We start from the raw sequence: 19955 nt of genomic DNA, 5'->3' as shown, positions 1-19955 counted from the left end.
CGAAGCGGCGGTCACCGACAAGCGCGCGGCGGCCGGACGATCGGCGGCAGCGGCGCTACAGCGCGCGTTGACACCCGATCAGGGCAATGAGAATGTGAGGCCTCGAGCTAGTTCACAGGATCGGTTGAAGGGGGACCTCCAGGATGTCGACACTCGCGGCAGGGGTGTTCATCGACTGGGAGGGACTCACCGGACAATCCACGTTCGTCGTCGAACTGATCAGTTTCCCGATATTCGCCGCGATCGCGGGCCTGCTCACCAACTGGACCGGCGTGCTCATGCTCTTCTGGCCGGTGGAATTCCGCGGCGTGCGCATTCCCGGACTGCACGTGCTCTATCCGTATCTGCCGCGGCGGGTGCAGGTGCTGCCGACGTTCTCCGGTGACGGCAGACGGCTGGGTTTTCAGGGTTTCATTCCGGCGCGCGCGGAGAAGATGGCCAGTATCTGCGTCGACAAGGCGCTGATGCGGATCGGCAGTCCGCGAGATTTCATCCACGAACTCGATCTGGACGGCGTCGCGGACTATATCGCCGAGATCGCCCGGTCACGGACACCCGAGATCGTCGACGAGGTGATGTACCGGGAGAACCCGGATCTGTGGAAAGCGGTGCCGCGCCAGGTCAAGCAGGTGATCTATCAGCGCGTCGACGCCCAGCTGCCGAAATTGTGCAGGCGCTCGTTCGAATCCCTCGGCGACAATATCGACCAGCTCATCGATATCAAGACCTTTGTCATCCGCTACCTGCGCCAGAATCCGGAGATCCTGAAGGATCTGACCACCACCATCGCCGAGCCGGAACTGAGATTCATGATCCGGATCGGCCTGCTCGGCGCGCCGTTCGGCCTGCTGCTGGCCCTGTATCTGCACGTGCACGACAGCATTCCGGTGATCGGCTGGCTTCCGGCCTGGCTGATCGTGTTACTGGCCTCGGCAGCCATCGGCGTGATCGTCAATGTGATCGCGGTGAAGATGGTGTTCGAACCCGGCGATCCGCAACCGCGCTACAAATATCTGTGGCGCCAGGCGCTGCTGGCCAAGCGACAGCCGCAGGCGGCGACCGACCTCGCGCACATTCTGGCCTATCAGGTGCTCACCCTGCCGAATCTGTCGGAGGAACTGCTCGAGGGGCCCAACGGCGACAAAACCCGCCAGCTCATCGAACGGCTGATCTCCGACGAAATCCACCGCCAGCTCGGACCGACCCACTCGGTGGTGCGCGCGGCGTTCGGCGCACGCCAGTTCGACAACCTGACCGTCGGCGCCGCGGGCGCGGCGGTGGGGCTGGCGCCGAGCCTGGCCGAGGACGAGGCGTTCGCCCGCGAACAAGCCTCGAAGATCGACGAGTTCGCCACCCGCAAACTGCGGATGCTCTCGCCCGGGGAATTCATGGAGATGTTCTACGCCTCGGTCGAACAGGACGCCTGGCTGCTCTACCTGCACGGCGCGGTGCTGGGCCTCGGCGTCGGCGCGGTGCATCTGCTGCTGTTCGGCTGGTGAGGACCGCCGGAATCGACCGACTCAGGAAAAACCAGCACGCGTGCTTGTGTTTGCCCGGTCGGCGCTGCGATGCTGGTCGGTAGCAGGCACACAACGACCGTGTGCCCCTGACCGGCAAGGGGTAGTGATGGCTGACCTGGAAGTTCTGCTCGGCGATTTCGCCGCGGAATGCGCGGATCTCGAAAAGCTGGTGGCCCCGCTGACCGACGCGCAGTGGCGTACCGAGACGCCGGCGCCCGGCTGGACCATCGCCCATCAGATCGGGCACCTGGCCTGGACCGACGAGATCGCCACCGTCGCCGCGACCGATCCGGCCGAGTTCACCCGGCGGGTCACCGAGGCCGGGGCGGGCGTGCTCACCATGGTCGACGATGTCGCCGCCGAGGCCGCCGAGATGGCGCCCGCCGATCTGCTGCGGCGCTGGCGTGCTGGACGCGACGGTCTGATCGCGGCCCTGCGCGCGGTGCCCGCGGGGACGAAGCTGCCGTGGTTCGGCCCGCCCATGAGCGCCGCCTCGATGACCACCGCCCGGCTGATGGAGACCTGGGCGCACGGGCAGGACGTGGCCGACGCCCTCGGCGTGCGCAGGGAACCCACGGCGCGGCTGCGCGGGATCGCGCACATCGGCGTGCGCACCCGCGATTTCGCGTACGCGGTGCGCGGCGAGACGCCGCCCGCCGAGGAGTTCCGGATCGAGCTCACCGCGCCGGACGGCGGTCTGTGGACCTGGGGCCCCGAGACGGCGACCCAGCGAGTGAGCGGACCCGCGGTCGACTTCTGCCTGCTGGTGACACAGCGACGGCATCCGGACGACCTCGCGGTGCGCGCGCGGGGAGCCGAGGCCGTCCAATGGCTGAGCATCGCTCAAGCCTTCGCGGGACCGAGCGGGTCGGGGCGGACGGCGGGCCAGTTCGACTGAAGCACGAGCGGCTCGGGCGAGGGATCGAGCCGGAAACGAGCTAGCCGAGGGATCGAGCCGGAAACGAGCTAGCCGAGGGATCGAGCCGGAAACGAGCTAGCCGAGGGATCGAGCCGGAAAGCAGGCGAGCCGAGGGATCGAGCCGGGGAGCAAGCGAGCGCCAAACTTGGGTGCGCCGTTCGTGTCGACGGCCGGACGCCGTTGGCCGGAGGTCTCGCCGGCAGTCGAGTATGGCGCTCGCCTGCTCAGCCAGGGATACCCATTGCCGCTCGATGGAAACCCCGCGGAAACGTGCGAATGTGATCCTGGACGCACCGGAGTTCGCCGTTCGGCCGCTGTCGTACGCTGGCCTCGCGTCCGGCTTTCGACGATGCGGGCCGGACTTTCGGGACACCACCGGACTTTCGGGACACCACCGGGGCTTTCGGGACACCGAGGAGGAACGCATCGTGACCGGACAACAGGCGAATCAGGCCGCCAGGTACACCGCGATCGTGTCCGCGAGCGCGGCCAGCCTCACCCTGACCGTGGCCGCGGGGGCCTACGTGATGAGCCAGATATCACCGAGCGCCTCGAGCACCGCACCGGCAACCACCCTTGACCGACCGGACCGCTCGGTCGTGGAGGTGGAGCCCCGGATCGCGCGGGCATTCACCGCCGCAGCGCCCGGCGTCCCGGCCCCTGCCTCGTTCGCCGTCGGCGGGGCGGAGGGCCGGGTCCGCGCGGCCGTCACCGAGCCCGCGGCCGATCCCGTCGATCTCCCCGCCGGCGGCGAGCAAGCCGGAGCCCAGCCCGCGCCCGCCCGTCGATCCGAGTCCGGAGGCCATCTCGACCTCGGCGTGGCCGAGGTGGACACCCGCCGCGACGAACAGCGCACGACGGTCACCCTCACGATCGACCCCGAGGTCACCGCGGCGCTGTACGGGGCGCTCACCGACTTCCCCACCGCCCCCGGCGATTCCACCACGCTCAGTACCGAGATCGACCGTGGGCGCGGTGGGGTGGCGGTCGGCTTCTCCGACCCGGTGCTCGGCGAGCGGAGCGTGGAGATGCCGGGCACGACGCCGCCTGCGCGCCCCACCGGCCCCCTGCCGTCCGCGTAGCCACGCGCGGCGCCCAGGGAGCCACGAGCCGGGTGTCCGGCGCCCTGTGCCCGCCCGGCCACGCGCCCTGCGCCCACGGAGCCACACGCCGTGCCCGGGTAAACGTGCGCCGTGCCTCCGTCGCCACGCGACGGGGCGGCCTCGGGCGAGCGAAGTACTGTGTGCCGACGTGTACGACTTCTGTGTGATCGGCGGCGGCATCGTCGGCGTCGCGACGGCTCACGAACTGCTGAGCAGGAACCCCGGCGCGAGCGTGGTGCTGGTGGAGAAGGCCGACCGGCTCGGCGCCCACCAGACCGGGCACAACAGCGGCGTGATCCACTCCGGCATCTACTACGAGCCCGACAGCCTCAAGGCGCGACTGTGCCGCGCGGGTGCACGCTGGACCACCGAGTTCGCCCGCGAACACGGGATCGAGCACCGCATCTGCGGCAAGCTGCTGGTGGCCACCGACGCCGTCGAGCACGAGCGGATGCTGGCGCTGCACGAGCGCTCGATCACCAACGGCGTGCGGGTCGAACTGCTCGACGCGGCCGAATTGCGCAGGCGCGAGCCACATGTCACCGGCCTGGGCGCGCTGTTCGTGCCCGGCACCGGCATCGTCGACTATCGCGCGATCACCGAGGCGCTGGCCGGGCGGGTACGCGCGCTCGGTGGGACGGTGGTGCTCGACGCGCCGGTCACCGCGATCACCGAGACCGACGAGCACGTCACCGTAGAAAGTACTGCGAGCACGGCGGGGCCGGCCCGGCGCTGGACGGCGCGCACGCTGGTGGTGTGCGCGGGCCTGCAGGCCGACCGGATGGCCCGGCTCGCGGGACTGGACATCGGCCTGCGCATCGTCCCGTTCCGCGGCGAGTACTACCAATTACCGCCCGAGCGTGCCGATCTGGTGAACACACTGATCTATCCGATCCCCGATCCGAGCCTCCCGTTCCTCGGCGTGCACCTGAGTCCCACGGTCGACGGCGCGCTGACCGTCGGCCCGAACGCGGTGCTCGGTCTGTCGCGGGAGGGCTACCGCAAGGGCAGCGTGGATCTGCGCGACCTGCGCGACATCCTCACCTTCCCCGGGATGCGACGGGTGGCCAGGACCCATCTGCGCACCGGCGCACGGGAATTGCGCAACTCGCTGTTCAAACGCGGCTATCTCGCGGAATGCCGCAAGTACTGCCCGGAGCTGACCGTGGGCGATCTGCGGCCGCGTCCCGCCGGTATCCGGGCGCAAGCGGTCTTGCCGGACGGCACGCTGGTCCACGACTTCCTGATCGAGCGCACACCACGCTCGATCCACGTGCTCAACGCGCCGTCGCCCGCGGCGACCTCGGCCGTACCGATCGCGCGCTATATCGTCGACCGACTCCGAACTCCACCGACTCCGAACTCGCCCGACTCCGAACAGGATTGATCTGGAACTCGATCGATTCCGAACTCCACCACCCCTGAACTCGGCCACCCTGAACTCGGCCCTCCGACTCGGCCCCGGCTCGGCCGAAACCGAACTCGCCGAAGAACTCCGAACCCCTCGACAGGCTCCGGGATCGCCCGCGGGCGCCGAGCGATTCCGTGTCGAGGTCTCGAATAAAGAGGACTGCTGTAGTACTTTTGTCGCAGCTGTGGATCAGGGAGGGCCTATGGGCCACATCAAATACGCGAGCGACGTCGGCGCACCCGTCGAGGTCGCCTTCACCTACACCGAGAACCACCTGTTCGTGCCGGACTGGATGTTCGGCGTCAGTGCCTTCGAGCCGATCGGAGACATCGACGCGGGCCTCGGTGCGGTTTTCGCGGCCACCACGCGCCTGGTGCCGTGGCCAGGGCGAATCAGCTGCGAGATCACCGAGCACCGGCGTAACGCCGTGCTGTCCTACGCGCTGCGTGGACGGCGCCTGCACGGGACTCTGACGCTGCGTTTCGACCCACTGGGCTACGGCCGCTCGGTCCTGACCTCCGAGGCCCGCTACGACGAACCGAGCGGCCTGATCGGCCGGATGTGCGCCGGGCTGGTCGAGGCCGCGGTGCGCCGGGCGCTGCGGCGCACCGAATCGCAGTTGCGGAGAGAGATCGAAGAGTTCCACGGAACCGATCTTGTCGGGCGGATCGCATAGAGTGCCCGCCATGATCATCGTGAGCACCGACGGCTCGTGCCTGCGCAACCCCGGTGGCGCCATCGGCTGGGCGTGGGTCGATCATCAGGGCGGCGGCAGCGGCAGCGGCGGAGCGCCCACCGGCACCAATCAGGTCGCCGAACTGCGCGCCGTCCTCGAGGCGATCCTCGCCCACCCCGGCGAGGAACACCTGCTGATCGAGAGCGATTCGCTCTACGCCATCAAGTGCGCCTCGGAGTGGATCCACGGCTGGCGCAACAACGGCTGGCGTACCTCCAACGGGAACACGGTCAAGAACGCCGAACTGATCGCCGCGATCGATCGGGCCATCGCCGGACGGCCGGGGCCGGTGCGGTTCCGCTGGGTGCGCGGCCACGTCGGCAACTACTTCAACGAACGCGCCGACGCGCTGGCCGGTGAGGCTGCCAGGCGAGCGGCGGCAGCTCCGGGGGAGACTGCGCGCGACGAGGCCGCGCCCGTCGTGACGACGCCGGCCCAACCGCCGGTCACAGGGAAGGTCGTCACGGGCAAGGCTGCCACGGGAGAGGCTGTCCCGGCGGGTCCACAGGCGCTCACCCTGTTCTGACCCGCACACGGCGCGCGAAGTCCACGGAGAAAGACCTCCGGCGGTGGAGACCCAGGTCCCACCGCCGGAGGCGTCTTCGGTATTCGGTTGTGCGGGCGCCCGATCAGTTACCCGGTGCGGGCGCGGGCGCTTCCTCGGTGGGCTCCCCCTCGGCCGGAGCGCCTTCGGTGGGAGTGCCGCCCTCGGCAGGAGCGGGCGTGCCGCCGGGCAGACCCGCGCCCGCGCCCTTGAGCATCGGCGAATCCAGCTTGGCGACCTTCCACTTGCCGTCTTCGTTGCGCAGATCGGCGATCACCACGATGAACTGGCGATCCGGGGTCGGCTGGGTGAAGTTGGTGCGGAACTGGGTCATGGTGACCAGCACAGTCGCCTGCTCGGTGTCGCCCTGCTGGAAGCCGCACTGCACGTCGTCGACCCACGACTTCACCTGCGCCTGCACCATCGCCTCCGACAGCGCCTGGCCCGCCTGGTCGAACTCCTCTCGGAAATCACCGGTGGCGTTGTCCTCGACCCTGGTGAAGTAGCCCTCGAGGTCGTTGGCGTAGTCGTACTCCGAGACCGTGCGGCCGAAGTCGCAGGCCGCGCGGGTGGCGTCGTCGACGGCGGCCAGTTCGGCGCCACGGCGATCGGCCTGCAGATAGAACACCACCACGGCGGTGATCGCGGCGACCAGCAGAATGCCGGCCACGAACGCGGCGACGAGCGGAGTTATACCGCCCTTGGCGCCGCCGCCCGAGGACGCGGGCGCGGCTGGAGCGGCTGGAGCGGTCTCAGCCGTCGAGACCTTCTCGGTCTTCTCGGCGGCCTCGGTCGACGCGGCCTTCTTCACCACGACCGTCTCCGCGTCCGGATCGGCGGACGTTTCCTTCTTCGACACCACGGTCTCGTCATCGCTTCCCGTGGTGCCCTTGTCGTCGGTGTTGTCGGCGTTGTCGGTGGCCATCGATAGGTACCTGCACTTTCCCGGCGCTGAAGAGCGCCGATCGGGTGGCCGGTCGCACTGCGAGAGAGCTACCGTGCCCGTTCTGTCGGCGAGTATGCCGGGCCCAGGTGAACACCCACGGCCCGGGTCGACTCACTTGATCGGCGGGAGGGTCCGCTCGTTCGGATCCACACCGGGCGGCATCTGCGCGCCGTTGTTCGGCACATCCGGGCGAGGCGCGTTGGCAGCGCCGCGGATCTGCTGTCCCGGAGGCGGATTGACGCAGTAGTTCCACTTCGGGATCGCGCCGTCCTGCACCACTTCGTTGCGGTACACCTCGGTGTCGTAGGTGCAGAAGGGACGCGGCCAGATGTCGATCATGGCGCGGAACTCGCCGTTGACCGCCGGCACGCCGAGCGCCTCGACGCCCGCGGCCAGCGAGGGGAACAGCGCGCGCAGCGCGGGCAGGCGCAGCTGCGCCGCTTTGGTGATGGCGACGAAGTTGGTGACCAGGCCGGTCATCGGGTCGGTGGTCGTGTCGAGCACCGCGCCGAGCCGGGCGAGTTGCTCGGGCGCCTGGTCGAGCACCCGCTGCACCTCGGCGTTGGCGTTGTTGAACTGCTCGAACAACACCCCGGAGTTGGCGGTCAGCGTCGCCAGATCCGGCTGGGCCTGGGAGGTGGTGGAGGCGATCGTGCGCAGATTGGTGATCAGGTTGGTCGTCTGCGGCAGCAGCGAGTCCAAGCCCGCGGTGGCCAGCGAGATGCCGTTGATCATGCCGCGCAGCTGATCGGGGCCGCCGCTGAGCGCGATGTCGAGCTCGTTGAGGATCACGCTGAACTTGTCCGGATCGATCTGGGAGATCAGCAGACTGGAGTTGTCCAGCACCGACCAGATCGGTGTCGGGGTCTTGACCCGCTCGGCGTCGAACTCGACGACAGCGCCGTCGCCGAGGTAGGGACCGTCCTCGGTGTTGGGCCGGAAATCGATGTACTGCTCACCGGCGCCGGACAGCGCCTGCACCGACACCATGGTGTCGACCGGGATCTCGTAGTCGCTGTCGATCCTGGCGACGGCCGCGATGGCCTGACCGCGATCGATCAGTTCGATGGAATCGACCTTGCCGATGCGGAAGCCGCGCAGCGTCACGTCGTTGCCCGGCTGCAGGCCGCCGGAGCGGTCCAGCTTCACCGTGACCGAGTACTCCGAGCGCAGCGGATTGAACCGCATGACCGCCACCGCGAGGTAGCTCGCGCCGACGACCAGCACCAGCAGCAGGCCCAGGGCCGAGAGCCATTGCGTGCGTGACAACTTCATCGCTGTCCCCCTCCGACCCGGTTCTGCACCAGCTGCAGTACCTGGAGCATGCTTCCGGTGAAGTCGGCGACGTCGTTGAGGTCCCACAGGCCGGCGTAGGCCGGGTCGGTCAGCGCGCTCACGTCCAGATTCGTCGCGGTCGCGTAGACGGAGAAGCTGCGGCCGCGGAAGGTGGCGTCCACCTTCGGGCGGATCTCGTGCATGCGATCGAGCATGACCTCGAATTCGCTGCCGGTCGCCGCCAGCGCGTTCATCAGTTCGTGGGTGCTGTTCAGCAGGTTCGCCAGCTGCTCGCCGGAGGTGACCGAGTAGTCGCCGATCGCCGCGCTCGCCGTCGAGAGCTTGGTCAGCAGTTCACCGATGGCCTGGTTGTTCTCGGCGATGGCGCCGATCATCTGCGGCAGCGTGTCGGCGACCTCGCCGAGTTCGGCCCGCCGGCTCTCCAGGGTGCCCGCCAGCGTATGGAACTGATCGAGGGTGGAGTCCACCCGCGCGGAGTTCTCGTTCAGGCTGCCGACCACGCCGGTCAGCTCGGTGATCAGATGCGCGAGCTGCTCTCCGCGACCGCCGACGATGGAATCGAGTTCCGCGCCGATCTTGGACAGCGCCGCCACGCCGCCGCCGTTGAACAGCAGCGACACCGAGATCAGCAGCTGCTCGACGGTGGCGCCCGCGGAGGTCTGTTCCAGGGTCAGCGTGTCGCCGTCGGAGAGCATGGGTGTGCCCGGTTCGGCGACCGGCTTGGAGACCGCCACGAACACATCGCCGAGCGGAGTTGCCTGGCGCAGCTCGGCGGTGCTGCCCTCGGGCAGTTCGATATCGCTGTCGATGGTCAGATCGACGACGGCCTGGAAGTTCTTGGTCTTGATGTTGGAGACCACGCCGACGTCGGAACCACCGATCTTCACCTTGGCCTGATCGGGCAGGTTCAGCGCGTTCTCGAACACCGCGTGCAGGGTGTAGGTCTCCCCGGACTGCCCCGGCTTGGGCAGCGGCAGATCTTCCACCGTGAGGCTGCACCCCGAGGTGATGCCGACTCCGGCGACCGCGGCCAGGGCGACCAGCGCCCGGCGTGCCTTGTTGCTCATTCGGTTCGTCATTTCGTCAGTCCGAGCAGTGCGGCGGTGAGACCGTAGTCCGGTCCCATGTCCTGCACATTGCCGGTGCGGCAACCGTCCTCGCGCATCTGCAGCCGCTCGCAGAACAGGCTGACGATCTCACCGTTGAGGAAGGTGCCGATCGCCGCGTTCAGGCGCACCCACTGGTGCTCGCGGCTCACGATGCGGTCGATGTTCTGCAGCGCGAGCGGCGCCACGTCCACGACCTCGGTGAGTTCGTAGGCGTTGTCGCGCAACTGCTGGGTCACGTTGGTCAGGCCGGTCAGGGTGCCCTGCAGTTCGCCCTGGTAGTCGCCCAGGGTCGTGGAGGTGTTGGCCAGGAAGGCGTTGAGCTGATCCAGCGTCGCCTGCAGGCCGGGGGCCTGGTCGGCGAGCAGCCCGGTCATCTGGGTGACCCGGTTGCTGAAATCGCGCACCGATTGGTCGTTCTCGGCCAGCATCGTGGTCAGCTCGTTGAGCCGCACGATGATGTTGGAGACGGCGTCCTTGTTGTCGACGCCGACCTTCAGCGCGCCCGACAGCGCGTTGAGGGTGTCGCGGATCTTCTCGCCGTTGCCGTCGAGCATCGGGTAGAGCACCCGGCCCGAGAGCGGACCGATGCCTTCGGACCCCGGCTGCGGGGCGAGTGCGGCGGCGAACTCGTCGATCGTCTTGATCAGGGTGTCCAGCTCGACCGGGGTACGGGTCCGCGCGGTGGGCAGATGCGAGCCGTCGGCCAGTTCCTCGCCGCCGGTGTAGACCGGGGTGAGTTCGATGTGCCGGTCGGTCACGATCGAGGGCGAGATGATCGCGGCCTCGACGTCCTCGGGGATCTGCACATCGGAGTCGATCGACAGATGCACCTCGACGAGGGTGCCTTTGGGCACGATCTTCTCGACCGTGCCGACCTGCAGGCCGAGCACCGTCACCGGGTTGCCCACGAAGATGCCCGCGATGTTCTGGAAGTCGGCGGTGATGCGGGTGTCGGCCGACGGATTCACCGCGTCCGGTAGCAGCGAGCAGCTGCCCAGGGCGAGTGCGGCGACGCCGATCACGGCGGCCTTGGCCGCGTGCCGGAGTTTCGCCGTCGTGGCGGTTTTCATCACTGGCACCCCTCGATGACTTGGGCGAAGCACAACCAGTTGTCCGGGAACAGCCACGGCACCGCGACCACGCCGTACGGGCCACTGCCGCCCCACGAGTTGGCCAGGTAGCGCACCGACGGCGGCATGATGGACAGCATCCGGTCCAGGTTGTCCTTGTTCTTCTGCAGGCCCTCGGCCATGGTGTTGAGCTGGGCGATGGTCGGGCCGAGCTGGTTGTCGTTCTGCGCGCCGATCTCCTCGAGCTGCCGCGTCAGGGCGGCGACATTGTCGAGCAGCTGCCGCAGCAGATCCTGGCGTTCCATCACCCGGTTGGCGATGGCCTCGCCCTGGGTGATCACCAGCAGCACGCTGTTGCGGTTGTCGGCCAGGATCTCGGTGACCCGGTCCAGGTCCTTGAGCAGCTGGTCGACCTGTTCGCGCCGGGTGTCGATGGTCTTGGCCAGCGCGCCGACGCTGTCGAGCGCCTGGGCGGCCAGCGCCGGGGTGTCCCCGAGCTCCTGGTTGATCACGTTCAGCGACTCGGCCAGCTGTTCGGTGTCGAGCGCCTCGAACTTCGGCGTGCCGATCTGGACCACGTCGGCCAGATCGTAGGGAACGCTGGTGTTCGACAGTGGAATCCGCCCGCCGGGCAGGCCCGACCCGTCACCGGGGTTCAGATCGACATAGCGGGCGCCGAGCAACGTCGCCATCTTGATCGAGGCCTCGGCATCGGGGCCGAGGTCCACGCTGTTGTCGATGTTCAACGTGAGCAGCACGTGATCGCCTTCGATCTCCGCGCCTGCCACCGTGCCCACCGCGACGCCCGCCGCGTTCACCCGGTCGCCGATCTTGATGCCCGCGGCCTGGACGAACTCGGCCTTGATCTCCTGCTGGCCGACGCCGAGCAGACGGAACACGCTGGCCACCGCGAGCAGGGCCACCACCACCACGGCACCGATGATGCCGAGCCAGAAATTCCGGTTGCCGTCGAAGCGGCGTTTCATCTTCGCGATCATGGTCCACACACCGCCGAATGGGAGTTGCCGCCGATCTGTGAGAACAGACCGCGCGGGAAGAGCACGCCGTAGAGGGAGAGGTCCAGGCCGCACAGGTAGGCGTTGGCGTAGGCGCCCTCGGAGGTGTGCCTACCGGCCGCCGCGAGCAGGTTGGGCACATCGACCGCCGCCTGGTCGAGCTTGGCGCCGTTGTAGAGCAGCATGTTCAGCGCCGCGGTGGTCGAGTTCTGCGCCAGCTCGAGGCCGGGCTGGATACGACCGACCATGGAGACCAGGTCGGTGGTCGCGGCGGCGATGGTCTCGGTGGAGCCGAGCAGGGACTGTCCCTGGTCGTAGAGCCCGCCGATGAGCGCCCTGGTCTGGGTCACCAGCGTCTCGAGCTCCTCGCCCCGATTGGCCAGGCCCGACATCACCCCGGACAGGTTCGTGATGACGTCGGACAGGATCGCGTCGCGGCGCTGGAAGTCGGTCGCCAGCTGGGCGGCCTGGACGATGAACGAGCTCAGCGAGACGCCGTCGCCCTGCAGCGCGAGGATGAACGTCTCCGACAGGCGGTTGACCTGCTCGGGCTGCAACACCTGGAACAGCGGCTGGAAACCGTTGAGCAGCCCGGAGATGTCGAAGGAGGGTTCGGTGCGGTCCACCGGGATGGTGCCCTTGTTCTCCAGCGGGGCGGGCGAGGTCTCCTCACCGGGTTCCAGCGCGACGTAGCGCTGACCGATCAGGTTCTGGTACCGCACCAGCGCCTTGGTGTCCTCGTAGATCGTCTGGTCACGCTGCACGACGAAGGTGACCTCGGCGACCGAGACGTTGTCGTCGTCGCGGACGAGATCGATGCCTTCGACCTTGCCGACGCGCACACCGGCCATCCGGACGTCGTCGCCCTCGCGCAGACCGAGCACGTCGGTGAAGACCGCCGTGTAGGTGTTGGTGGCGCCTGCGACGGTGCGGGCCAGGGTGTTCCAGACGACCACGGTCACCAGGATCGAGACCAGCGCGAAGATGCTGAAGCCGATCAGCGGTTTACGGATGCTCATCAGCGCTCCCCGCTCTCGGACACGGTCATGGTTCCGCCCTTCAGGATCGGGCTGAGCAGCAGGTACTCCGCGGTGGTCGGCTGGCGGCCGAGCAGCACCGCGATGGCGTCGTCACCACGGAAGGCGATCGCGCCCGCCTGCTGCGGCGTCACCGCCTCGGGGTCCGAGGCGGGTTCGGTCGCCGGTTCGGTCGCGGGCGCACCGGCCGGCTGCGGCGCGGTCAGCCCGGGCAGCGCGGGCAGGCCGGGCAGTGCGGGCAGGCCGGGGATGATGCCTTCCAGCGGCGTGCCCGCGAACGGGCCGGGCGCGGCTTGATCGTCCGGCGCGACGACCTGGGACTCCAGCCCCGTCATGCCGGGGATCAGCGGCAGGCCGGGCACCGGGACCGCGGGCGGCAGGCCCTTGGCCGAATCCAGCGCGCGCGGGCGCAGCTTCTCCGGGAGCGGCGGCAGCTCGGCCACCGTGGGAGCGGTGGCGCAGCTCGGGCCCGCCATCTCGTCGTAGCGCGGGCAGTCCTCGGCCGTGTAGGGCTTGTACGGCGTCAGGGTGATGCCCGCGTCCCACACCATCTGATTCGCCGGACCCCAGTGGAAGACGGCGTTCAGCTTGCGCAGCGACTCGCTGAGGTTCAGCAGCGCGCGGGTGATCGCGGACGGATCCGCGGTCATGGCGCCGAACATGTCGGCGGTGCCCGCGGTGATCTGTTTGCCCGCGTCGGGATTGCGCGCGAACAGGGTGTTCACCGAGTCGATGGTGCCGCTGGTGCCGGTGATCAGCGACATCAGCTCGGTGCGCCGGTCGGCGATGGTGCGCGCGGTGAGCACGGACTCGCCGAGCACGTCGACCAGTTCCGGAGCCGACTCGTTGAGCGCGGCGAAGGAATTGGAGAAATCGGTGAGCAGCACGCCGAGGTCGGGAATGGACTCGTCGACCGCGGTGACCCAGCGGTCCAGCCGCTCGACGGTCGAGCCGGGCATCCGGCCGCTGCCGTCGAGGGCCTGGGACAGCGTGCCGAGCACGCGGCCGAACTGCACCGGGTCGATCTTCTCCAGGATGTCGCGCACCGTGGTGAGCGTGTCCTGCAGCGCGATCGTGCCCTTGCTGCGGTCCTCCTCGATGACCGACCCTTCCTTCAGGTAGGTGTCGGAGGGCCCGTTGAAGACCAGCTCGACGGAGGTGACCGCGAACAGGTTGCTGGGCACCACGCGGGCGGTCACATTGTCCGGGATGCTGCCCGCGTACTCCGGCTTCAGCTCGATCTGCACCTTCTGCAGTTCGCCCTTGGCCGCCACCTCGACCTCGTCGACGGCGCCGACGAGCACACCGCGGAACTTCACGTCCGCCTCGGACGGCAGGCCGTCACCGGTGGTGGTCAGATTGGCCGTCACATTGACCTTCGGCACGAAATAGCCCTGGTATCGGGCCATCAGCAGACCGAGCACCACCGCGAAGACCAACAGCCCACACGCGCCGGCGATCAGCAATTGCCGCATCGTGGGCCCGCGCCCACTGGGATCGATGATCATCTCGCCCTTACCCCGAGATCCGGATTCCGGGGTCGACGCCCCAGATAGCCAACGTCATGAACAGATCGGCGAACACGACCAGGATGATGCACATCTTGATCGCGCGGCCGGCCGCCACGCCGACGCCCTCCGGGCCGCCGGAGGCGAAGAACCCGTAGTAGCACTGGATGAATGTCGTGATCGCGACGAACACGATCGCTTTGAGCAGCGAGTAGAGCACGTCGGTCGGGATCAGGAACTGGTAGAAGTAGTGCGAGTAGGTGCCCGAGGCGGTGCCGCCGATCATCTGCACGGTCAGCGAGCAGGAGATGTAGGCGACCGCCAGGCCCAGGCAGTACAGCGGCACGATCGCCACGATGGCGGCGAACATGCGGGTGCTGACCAGATAAGGCAGTGGCCGGATCGCCACCGACTCGAGCGCGTCGATCTCCTCGGAGATGCGCATGGCGCCCAGCTGGGCGGTGAATCGACAGCCCGCCTGGGCAGCGAAGGCCAGCGAGGCCAGCAGCGGACCGAGCTCGCGTGTCGTCGCGAAGGCCGAGATCGCACCGGTGATCGGGCTCAGGCCGAGCAGGTTCAGCGAGGTGTGGCCCTGGATGCCGACGGTCATGCCGCCGAAGGCGCTGAGGATGATGACGACCCCGATGGTGCCACCGCCGACGACCAGATTTCCGTTGCCCCAGGTCACGTCGGTGAGCAGGCGCCAGACTTCCTTGGGGTACTGCTTGAGTGCCAACGGGATCGAGCCCACCGACCGCAGGAAGAAGAACACCTGATGGCCGATGCGCGCGAGCAGGTCGACCGGAGCCTGCGCGGTCTTCTTGAGTTGATGTAGCGGCCGCAGCAGCGGCGGCACATAAGTTGACGACACCGGCTCAGACCACCTGTGGGGGGAAGAGGGCGCTGTAGATCTGCGTGATCCCGAGGTTCACGCCGAAGAGCATGATGGCCGAGCTCACCACAGCGGAGTTGACGGAGTTCGCGACGCCGCCGGGGCCGCCGCGGGTGTTCAGGCCGGTGTCGCAGGCGATGATCGCGGCCAGCAGGCCGAAGATCATCGACTTGACCAATGCGACGAAGAGGTCCCGGGTGACCGCGAACGAGGAGAAGGTGCCGATGTAGGAGCCGGGGGTGCCGCCCTGGGCGAAGATGTTGAACACGTAGCCGGTCAGGAAGCCCACGAACACGACGAAGCCGCACAGCAGCACGCTGACCAGCATCGCCGCGCCGAGCCGAGGCGCGACCAGTCTGCGCATCGGGTCGACGCCCATCACCTTCATGGCGTCGATCTCTTCACGGATGGTGCGCGAGCCGAGGTCGGCGCAGATGGCCGAACCGACCGCGCCGGCGATCATGATCGAGGTGACCAGCGGCGCGCCCTGCTGGACGATGCCCAGGCCGTTGGCCGCGCCGATGAACGAGGTCGCGCCGACCTGGCCGGCGACCGCGCCGACCTGGATGGAGACGATGACGCCGATCGGGATGGCGACCAGCAGGGTGGGGGCGGCGGCCACATTCGCCATGAACGCGCACTGGCGGACGAATTCTCCGAAGGGGAACCGGCCCCGGAAGATGGCGACGAACAACTCGGCGACCGCCGAGATGCCCATGGTGATCTGTCGGCCGAAGGTCTCCAGGGACCGTTTCGGGTGGTCTTCCCAATAGGCCCTCGTCCAATCGACCGCTTCACTTATGCGGGATCCTCCGGGAGGACTCTTGGTCGACTGCACTGGCTAACCCCTCTCGACGCCGGTTGGACAACCCCGACGACTCGTTTGCTTGACGCACCTTACTACGGGGTAGTGCTGAACACACCACTGACATGTGATTGCAGTCATAGATAGCGATCACTCGCCCGAAAAGACTGGGAGACACCACAGTGGCGCTCTTCCGAAACATCGACAAACGAAGAATTTTTTAGAACACGTTGCAGCCGCAGCCCGGCGATATGGGCTTGCGCAATTGAGTCCGAGGAATTGCGTGGAAAATAATCATCTAAAATCATTCGCAGTATCCGAATGCCGTGGGCATACCGCACGACCGGCGGGGAATATCGCTGACACGCGCCGGGTCCACCATTTTGATACCGATAAGCTATGACACGCCGGGCGATCGGGCCAGGAGCCCCGCCACCCGGCGAGACGCGACCGAGACCGAATACTGACACGATGAATGCGACAGATTGATATCGTGCGGGCTTCCGACATCTGGAGGGACATGTTCAGCAAACTCGCCAAGGCGGCCAACGCCGTCCTCGCCGTGGCCTTGGGCGCGGCGCTGCTCGGGACGGGCGCAGGGACCGCGGTGGCGGACCCGGGCGCGCCGGTGATCGGTGGCGGTTCGGGAATCATCGTCGACAACATGTACGAGTGCACCGTCACCACCGTCGGCCACGACAACGCGGGCAGGCTGGTCGGCCTGACGGCAGGCCACTGCGGCGAGGCGGGCGCACAGGTGTACTCGGAGATCGACCCGGGAGCCGGTGTGATCGGCCGCTTCGTCTACTCCAACCCGACCCTCGACTACGCGGTGATCCAGTTCCAGCCCGGCTCGATCACCCCGGTCAACCGGATCGGCAACGTGACCATCACCGGGATCGGCGCACCCGCCCAGTTCCCGATGATCGTCTGCAAGGAAGGCCGTACCACCGGAAACACCTGTGGTCTGGCCTACGGCGACATCTTCGGCAGCAATATGGAGACCTGGGCCCAGATGTGCGTGGTGGAAGGCGACTCCGGTGCACCGGTGGTCGTCGGCTCGACGCTGGTCGGCATGGTGAACGCCTACCTGGCCATCGCTTGCTTCGGCCCCGAGGTCGGCACCAACATGACCACGATCATGGACGACCTCAACCGCCGCGGCGACATCGGCGCGGGCTTCCGGCCCATCTGATCCAGCCGGTCACCAGGTAAGACGCACAAGGAGCGGACCTTTCGGTCCGCTCCTTGTGCGTTCACCGGTTCCCCCCGGACCGGGCTCTACAACTCCTCGACGCAGACCACGAACCGGCGCTCGGTGTACTCGAACCCGAAACCGGTGTCGCAGGCGCCGACGTCGCCCGCGCCTTGGACGATCTCGTCGACCCGCACCGGCTGCAGGCCGGACTCGCCGCAGTCGATGCGCTGAGGGTCGTCGCCGCCGATATCCATGCAGCCGCCGATCACCCAATCGATGTCCAGGCAGAACGCGCCCTGTTCGAGACCGTTCAGCGTCTCGGCGTAGTAGTTGTCGCGATCGGCCGGGCACAACGCGCTGCTGGTGGCCTTGCCGATGACCTTGTAGTTGGACGCGCGGCTGCCACAGGACGCCTTTGCGATGGTGGCGTCGGTGGTCGTACCGCCCAGGGTCACGCAGTCGCCGATCTCGGCCTGGAAGTCGGTGTCCCCGGCCTCCTGCGTCGTCGTGCGCGGCGCGCTGGACTTCGGCGGCGTGCTCGGCTTCGGCGGACCGGGCTTGGGCGTGCTGGTGAGGGCATCTATGGTGCCGCCGACGGCGGGCTGGGCATGGCCGTCGACGGTCGACCCGCAGGCCGACAGCGTGAACGCCGCGACGGCGATGCCCACCGCGAGCGCGAGACCGGATAACAATTGACGAGACACGTACAGTCCTCCCGAGCTGTAACGCTCCGAACTCACACCCGGCCTGTTGACCCGCAGATGACGAGCTGAGCTGAAATACCACGCCATGCATACACCACCTGCGCCGTCACCGTCGAGTCACCCGCGGGCGCGGGCCGTCCGAACCGCGCCGAACCTCCTCCAGCAATCTCTCTGGGTATGGTGGTGATCACGGCGCGAAAGGGGCCAGTCATGAACCTGATCAGGGTGATTATCTGCTCGGCCGCCGCGTTGGGCACCGCGGTCACGGTACCGGCGACCGCCTCAGCAACCCCTCTGCATTGCACCGCGGAGCGCGGTGGCGACCTCACCCGCATCGAGGGCCGCACCGGGTGCCGGGCCGCCACCGACGAACACGGGCGCGCGCTGGCGACGGGGTTCGACGGGGTGGGGTACGCCTACGCCGCGATGGGCGCGAACGCGTTCGGCGTCGGCGCGGCGGGCGGCGTCGGCGCGAGCGAGGGGTTCGGCGGCATCCCGATCGCGCTGGGATTCGGTCCCGACGCGATGGCGCTGAGCTCCGTCGCCGATCCCGTGCCGTACGACGGTCAGCAGATGGCGGTGGCGATCGCCTTCGAGGGCTCACGCGCGGAGGTCGGCGGCACCACCGACGGCACGGTGGTCTGCCTCGGCGCGGGCGCCTTCGCCTGGAACACCACCAGCGGCGCGAGCTGCCTGGCGACGCCCTTCGGACAGTGGACGCCCACCCCACCCGACTCCTGATGCCGCACACCCTCCCGACGCGCCGGGCGACCGGAGCCAGGAGCGGTGATATGCCTCACAAGCCCGTCCGCCCTACCCGCAAACCGGACGTACGGCATATGGGCCGCGAGGTCACCGAACGAGGGCGTGACCGGCGATTTTCGCCGAAATCCCTGCCGGACAACAACTTATGTGACTGCGCTCACTTGTCGTACCCGTAGCGCATGACCGTCCGCGACGAGTGGCCCCGGGCCGGGCGCGAAGGGTAGGAATGGACGCGGTCGGGCCGTCATACCCGCGGGCCCGTGATAGATCCCGGTCCCGCATCAATACCCGTGGACAGCCTTCGCGAAACCCGCACGTGGTCACCCCCTCGGGGAGATCCCCTCGGGAGCTCTCAGCCCCGGGGAGATCGTCGAGGCTCCACGCCGATGAAATCTCCCGCGCATCCGCGCGGCAGATGGAATGGACGATTAACCAATGCATGCCGCTTCGAACAACAGGTCGCTGCCGACGCGAGACCGGCTGTCCCACCGGCTTCGCCAGGGCGTCCTCTTGTCCGCGTCGATCGCCGCCGCGGGCGCGCTGATCATCGCTCCCGCACAGGCCGAGCCGCTGCTCCCCGGAGTCGACCTCGGGTCGGCTACACCGCTGGTGACCGAACCCGAGCCGCAGGCCAACTTCGCGCCGCCGAACATCAACATCGCCGACGGTGAGACCGTCGGCGTGGCGCAGCCGATCATCATCACCTTCAAGGAGCCGATCGCCGATCGCGCCATCGCGGAGAAGGCCATCGAGATCACCTCCTCGAACGAGGCGCCCGGCCACTTCTACTGGTGGAGCGACAAGCAGGTCCGCTGGAAGCCGAACGAGTTCTGGCCGGCCAACACCGACGTCTTCGTCAAGGCGGGCGGCACGACCAGCGCGTTCCGCATCGGCGACGCCCTGATCGCGACCGCCGACGACGCCACCAAGACCATCACCGTCACCCGCAACGGCGAGGTGATCAAGACGATGCCGACCTCGATGGGCAAGCCCGGCCACGAGACCCCCAACGGCACCTACATCGTCGGCGAACGCCACCGTGAGATGGTCATGGACTCCTCGACCTACGGTGTGCCGGTCGACGCGCCCGAGGGCTACAAGCTCGACGTGGAGTACGCGACCCGCATCTCCAACAGCGGGATCTTCGTGCACGCCGCGCCGTGGTCGGTGGCCCAGCAGGGCGTGTCCAACGTCAGCCACGGCTGCCTCAACGTCAGCACCGAGGACGCCCGCTGGTTCTTCGAGAACGCCCAGAAGGGCGACCCGGTCATCGTGCAGAACACCGCGGGCGGCACCCTCAACGCCCGCGACGGTCTGGGCGACTGGAACTGATCGCCCGATCCCCCGCTCGAACGAGACGCCGGCCGCGCCATCCG

The 19955-nt window shown here is 68.1% G+C and carries 19 protein-coding genes; 9 read left to right on the top strand and 10 right to left on the bottom strand.

Translation table 11 applies throughout. The features are described from left to right. The first annotated feature begins 143 nt into the window (after nucleotides 1-143). The 6 genes from NS3_RS23265 (at nucleotide 144) to NS3_RS23240 (ending at nucleotide 6215) form a co-directional block, all read left to right on the top strand. Nucleotides 144-1499 (top strand): DUF445 domain-containing protein, encoded by a 1356-nt coding sequence (locus NS3_RS23265; RefSeq protein WP_067863462.1) that lies wholly within the window; start codon nucleotides 144-146, stop codon nucleotides 1497-1499. A 127-nt stretch (nucleotides 1500-1626) separates the two neighbouring features. After that, complete coding sequence (locus tag NS3_RS23260) at nucleotides 1627-2418, top strand: TIGR03084 family metal-binding protein (RefSeq protein ID WP_067863459.1); 792 nt, start codon at nucleotides 1627-1629, stop codon at nucleotides 2416-2418. Nucleotides 2419-2867: 449 nt separating this feature from the next. Continuing rightward, entirely contained in the window at nucleotides 2868-3521 is a 654-nt protein-coding gene (locus NS3_RS23255; protein WP_157101494.1) for a hypothetical protein, read from the top strand. A gap of 169 nt (nucleotides 3522-3690) precedes the next feature. Beyond that, nucleotides 3691-4929: an L-2-hydroxyglutarate dehydrogenase gene (lhgD, locus tag NS3_RS23250; RefSeq protein WP_067863454.1), complete on the top strand. Its 1239-nt coding sequence runs from the start codon at nucleotides 3691-3693 to the stop codon at nucleotides 4927-4929. 226 nt (nucleotides 4930-5155) lie between these two features. After that, nucleotides 5156-5629: an SRPBCC family protein gene (locus NS3_RS23245; RefSeq protein ID WP_067863451.1), complete on the top strand. Its 474-nt coding sequence runs from the start codon at nucleotides 5156-5158 to the stop codon at nucleotides 5627-5629. Nucleotides 5630-5639: 10 nt separating this feature from the next. Continuing rightward, nucleotides 5640-6215 carry a ribonuclease H family protein gene (locus NS3_RS23240; RefSeq protein WP_067863545.1) on the top strand — a complete coding sequence of 192 codons (576 nt, stop codon included), beginning with the start codon at nucleotides 5640-5642 and terminating at the stop codon, nucleotides 6213-6215. A gap of 103 nt (nucleotides 6216-6318) precedes the next feature. Here NS3_RS23240 and NS3_RS23235 read toward each other — a convergent pair whose 3' ends face one another. The 9 genes from NS3_RS23235 to NS3_RS23195 form a co-directional block, all read right to left on the bottom strand. Beyond that, nucleotides 6319-7158: a hypothetical protein gene (locus NS3_RS23235; protein ID WP_067863448.1), complete on the bottom strand. Its 840-nt coding sequence runs from the start codon at nucleotides 7156-7158 to the stop codon at nucleotides 6319-6321. A 132-nt stretch (nucleotides 7159-7290) separates the two neighbouring features. Continuing rightward, entirely contained in the window at nucleotides 7291-8454 is a 1164-nt protein-coding gene (locus NS3_RS23230; protein ID WP_067863445.1) for an MlaD family protein, read from the bottom strand. Further along, nucleotides 8451-9542 carry an MCE family protein gene (locus tag NS3_RS23225; RefSeq protein WP_169811677.1) on the bottom strand — a complete coding sequence of 364 codons (1092 nt, stop codon included), beginning with the start codon at nucleotides 9540-9542 and terminating at the stop codon, nucleotides 8451-8453. Before NS3_RS23225 ends, NS3_RS23230 begins: the two co-directional genes overlap by 4 nt. A gap of 8 nt (nucleotides 9543-9550) precedes the next feature. Continuing rightward, nucleotides 9551-10654 (bottom strand): MCE family protein, encoded by a 1104-nt coding sequence (locus tag NS3_RS23220; RefSeq protein WP_067863439.1) that lies wholly within the window; start codon nucleotides 10652-10654, stop codon nucleotides 9551-9553. After that, a complete protein-coding gene (locus NS3_RS23215; RefSeq protein WP_067863436.1) occupies nucleotides 10654-11652 on the bottom strand; it encodes an MCE family protein in 999 nt (332 codons plus the stop codon). Before NS3_RS23215 ends, NS3_RS23220 begins: the two co-directional genes overlap by 1 nt. Then, on the bottom strand, nucleotides 11649-12689 hold the full coding sequence (locus NS3_RS23210) for an MCE family protein (protein WP_067863433.1): 1041 nt from the start codon (nucleotides 12687-12689) through the stop codon (nucleotides 11649-11651). Before NS3_RS23210 ends, NS3_RS23215 begins: the two co-directional genes overlap by 4 nt. Further along, the gene (locus NS3_RS23205) at nucleotides 12689-14215 is read right to left on the bottom strand and encodes an MlaD family protein (protein WP_067863431.1); all 1527 of its coding nucleotides are present in this window, start codon (nucleotides 14213-14215) and stop codon (nucleotides 12689-12691) included. The genes NS3_RS23210 and NS3_RS23205 overlap by 1 nt, the downstream gene beginning before the upstream one ends. Before the next feature lie 7 nt (nucleotides 14216-14222). Next, a complete protein-coding gene (locus tag NS3_RS23200) occupies nucleotides 14223-15086 on the bottom strand; it encodes an ABC transporter permease (RefSeq protein WP_067863428.1) in 864 nt (287 codons plus the stop codon). 4 nt (nucleotides 15087-15090) lie between these two features. Further along, complete coding sequence (locus NS3_RS23195) at nucleotides 15091-15945, bottom strand: MlaE family ABC transporter permease (protein ID WP_067863424.1); 855 nt, start codon at nucleotides 15943-15945, stop codon at nucleotides 15091-15093. Nucleotides 15946-16432: 487 nt separating this feature from the next. On the opposite strand from NS3_RS23195, the gene NS3_RS23190 reads away from it, so the two are divergent. Next, entirely contained in the window at nucleotides 16433-17107 is a 675-nt protein-coding gene (locus NS3_RS23190; RefSeq protein WP_067863542.1) for a S1 family peptidase, read from the top strand. Between the two features lie 86 nt (nucleotides 17108-17193). Here the strand turns inward: NS3_RS23190 and lppU are convergent, their stop codons facing one another. Next, nucleotides 17194-17814 (bottom strand): LppU family putative lipoprotein, encoded by a 621-nt coding sequence (lppU, locus tag NS3_RS23185; protein WP_067863421.1) that lies wholly within the window; start codon nucleotides 17812-17814, stop codon nucleotides 17194-17196. A 210-nt stretch (nucleotides 17815-18024) separates the two neighbouring features. Between lppU and NS3_RS23180 the strand changes: the two genes are divergently transcribed. Further along, a complete protein-coding gene (locus tag NS3_RS23180; RefSeq protein WP_067863540.1) occupies nucleotides 18025-18555 on the top strand; it encodes a DUF6764 family protein in 531 nt (176 codons plus the stop codon). 459 nt (nucleotides 18556-19014) lie between these two features. Continuing rightward, the gene (locus NS3_RS23175; RefSeq protein WP_067863418.1) at nucleotides 19015-19911 is read left to right on the top strand and encodes a L,D-transpeptidase; all 897 of its coding nucleotides are present in this window, start codon (nucleotides 19015-19017) and stop codon (nucleotides 19909-19911) included. Nucleotides 19912-19955: the final 44 nt, after the last annotated feature.

The organism is Nocardia shimofusensis NBRC 100134, assembly GCF_001613125.1.
Lineage (GTDB): Bacteria > Actinomycetota > Actinomycetes > Mycobacteriales > Mycobacteriaceae > Nocardia > Nocardia shimofusensis.
Note: the sequence above shows the minus strand (reverse complement) of the source record. Positions and strands in the feature narration are given on the sequence as shown.

Excerpts from the sequence above, each read along its gene's own strand:
- NS3_RS23220 (WP_067863439.1), bottom strand. The coding sequence starts at position 10,654 with ATGAAAACCGCCACGACGGCGAAACTCCGGCACGCGGCCAAGGCCGCC.
- NS3_RS23210 (WP_067863433.1), bottom strand. The coding sequence starts at position 12,689 with ATGAGCATCCGTAAACCGCTGATCGGCTTCAGCATCTTCGCGCTGGTC.
- NS3_RS23205 (WP_067863431.1), bottom strand. The coding sequence starts at position 14,215 with ATGATCATCGATCCCAGTGGGCGCGGGCCCACGATGCGGCAATTGCTG.
- NS3_RS23230 (WP_067863445.1), bottom strand. The coding sequence starts at position 8,454 with ATGAAGTTGTCACGCACGCAATGGCTCTCGGCCCTGGGCCTGCTGCTG.
- NS3_RS23215 (WP_067863436.1), bottom strand. The coding sequence starts at position 11,652 with ATGATCGCGAAGATGAAACGCCGCTTCGACGGCAACCGGAATTTCTGG.
- NS3_RS23235 (WP_067863448.1), bottom strand. The coding sequence starts at position 7,158 with ATGGCCACCGACAACGCCGACAACACCGACGACAAGGGCACCACGGGA.
- NS3_RS23190 (WP_067863542.1), top strand. The coding sequence starts at position 16,433 with ATGTTCAGCAAACTCGCCAAGGCGGCCAACGCCGTCCTCGCCGTGGCC.
- NS3_RS23245 (WP_067863451.1), top strand. The coding sequence starts at position 5,156 with ATGGGCCACATCAAATACGCGAGCGACGTCGGCGCACCCGTCGAGGTC.
- NS3_RS23225 (WP_169811677.1), bottom strand. The coding sequence starts at position 9,542 with ATGAGCAACAAGGCACGCCGGGCGCTGGTCGCCCTGGCCGCGGTCGCC.
- NS3_RS23265 (WP_067863462.1), top strand. The coding sequence starts at position 144 with ATGTCGACACTCGCGGCAGGGGTGTTCATCGACTGGGAGGGACTCACC.
- NS3_RS23175 (WP_067863418.1), top strand. The coding sequence starts at position 19,015 with ATGCATGCCGCTTCGAACAACAGGTCGCTGCCGACGCGAGACCGGCTG.
- NS3_RS23240 (WP_067863545.1), top strand. The coding sequence starts at position 5,640 with ATGATCATCGTGAGCACCGACGGCTCGTGCCTGCGCAACCCCGGTGGC.
- NS3_RS23180 (WP_067863540.1), top strand. The coding sequence starts at position 18,025 with ATGAACCTGATCAGGGTGATTATCTGCTCGGCCGCCGCGTTGGGCACC.
- NS3_RS23260 (WP_067863459.1), top strand. The coding sequence starts at position 1,627 with ATGGCTGACCTGGAAGTTCTGCTCGGCGATTTCGCCGCGGAATGCGCG.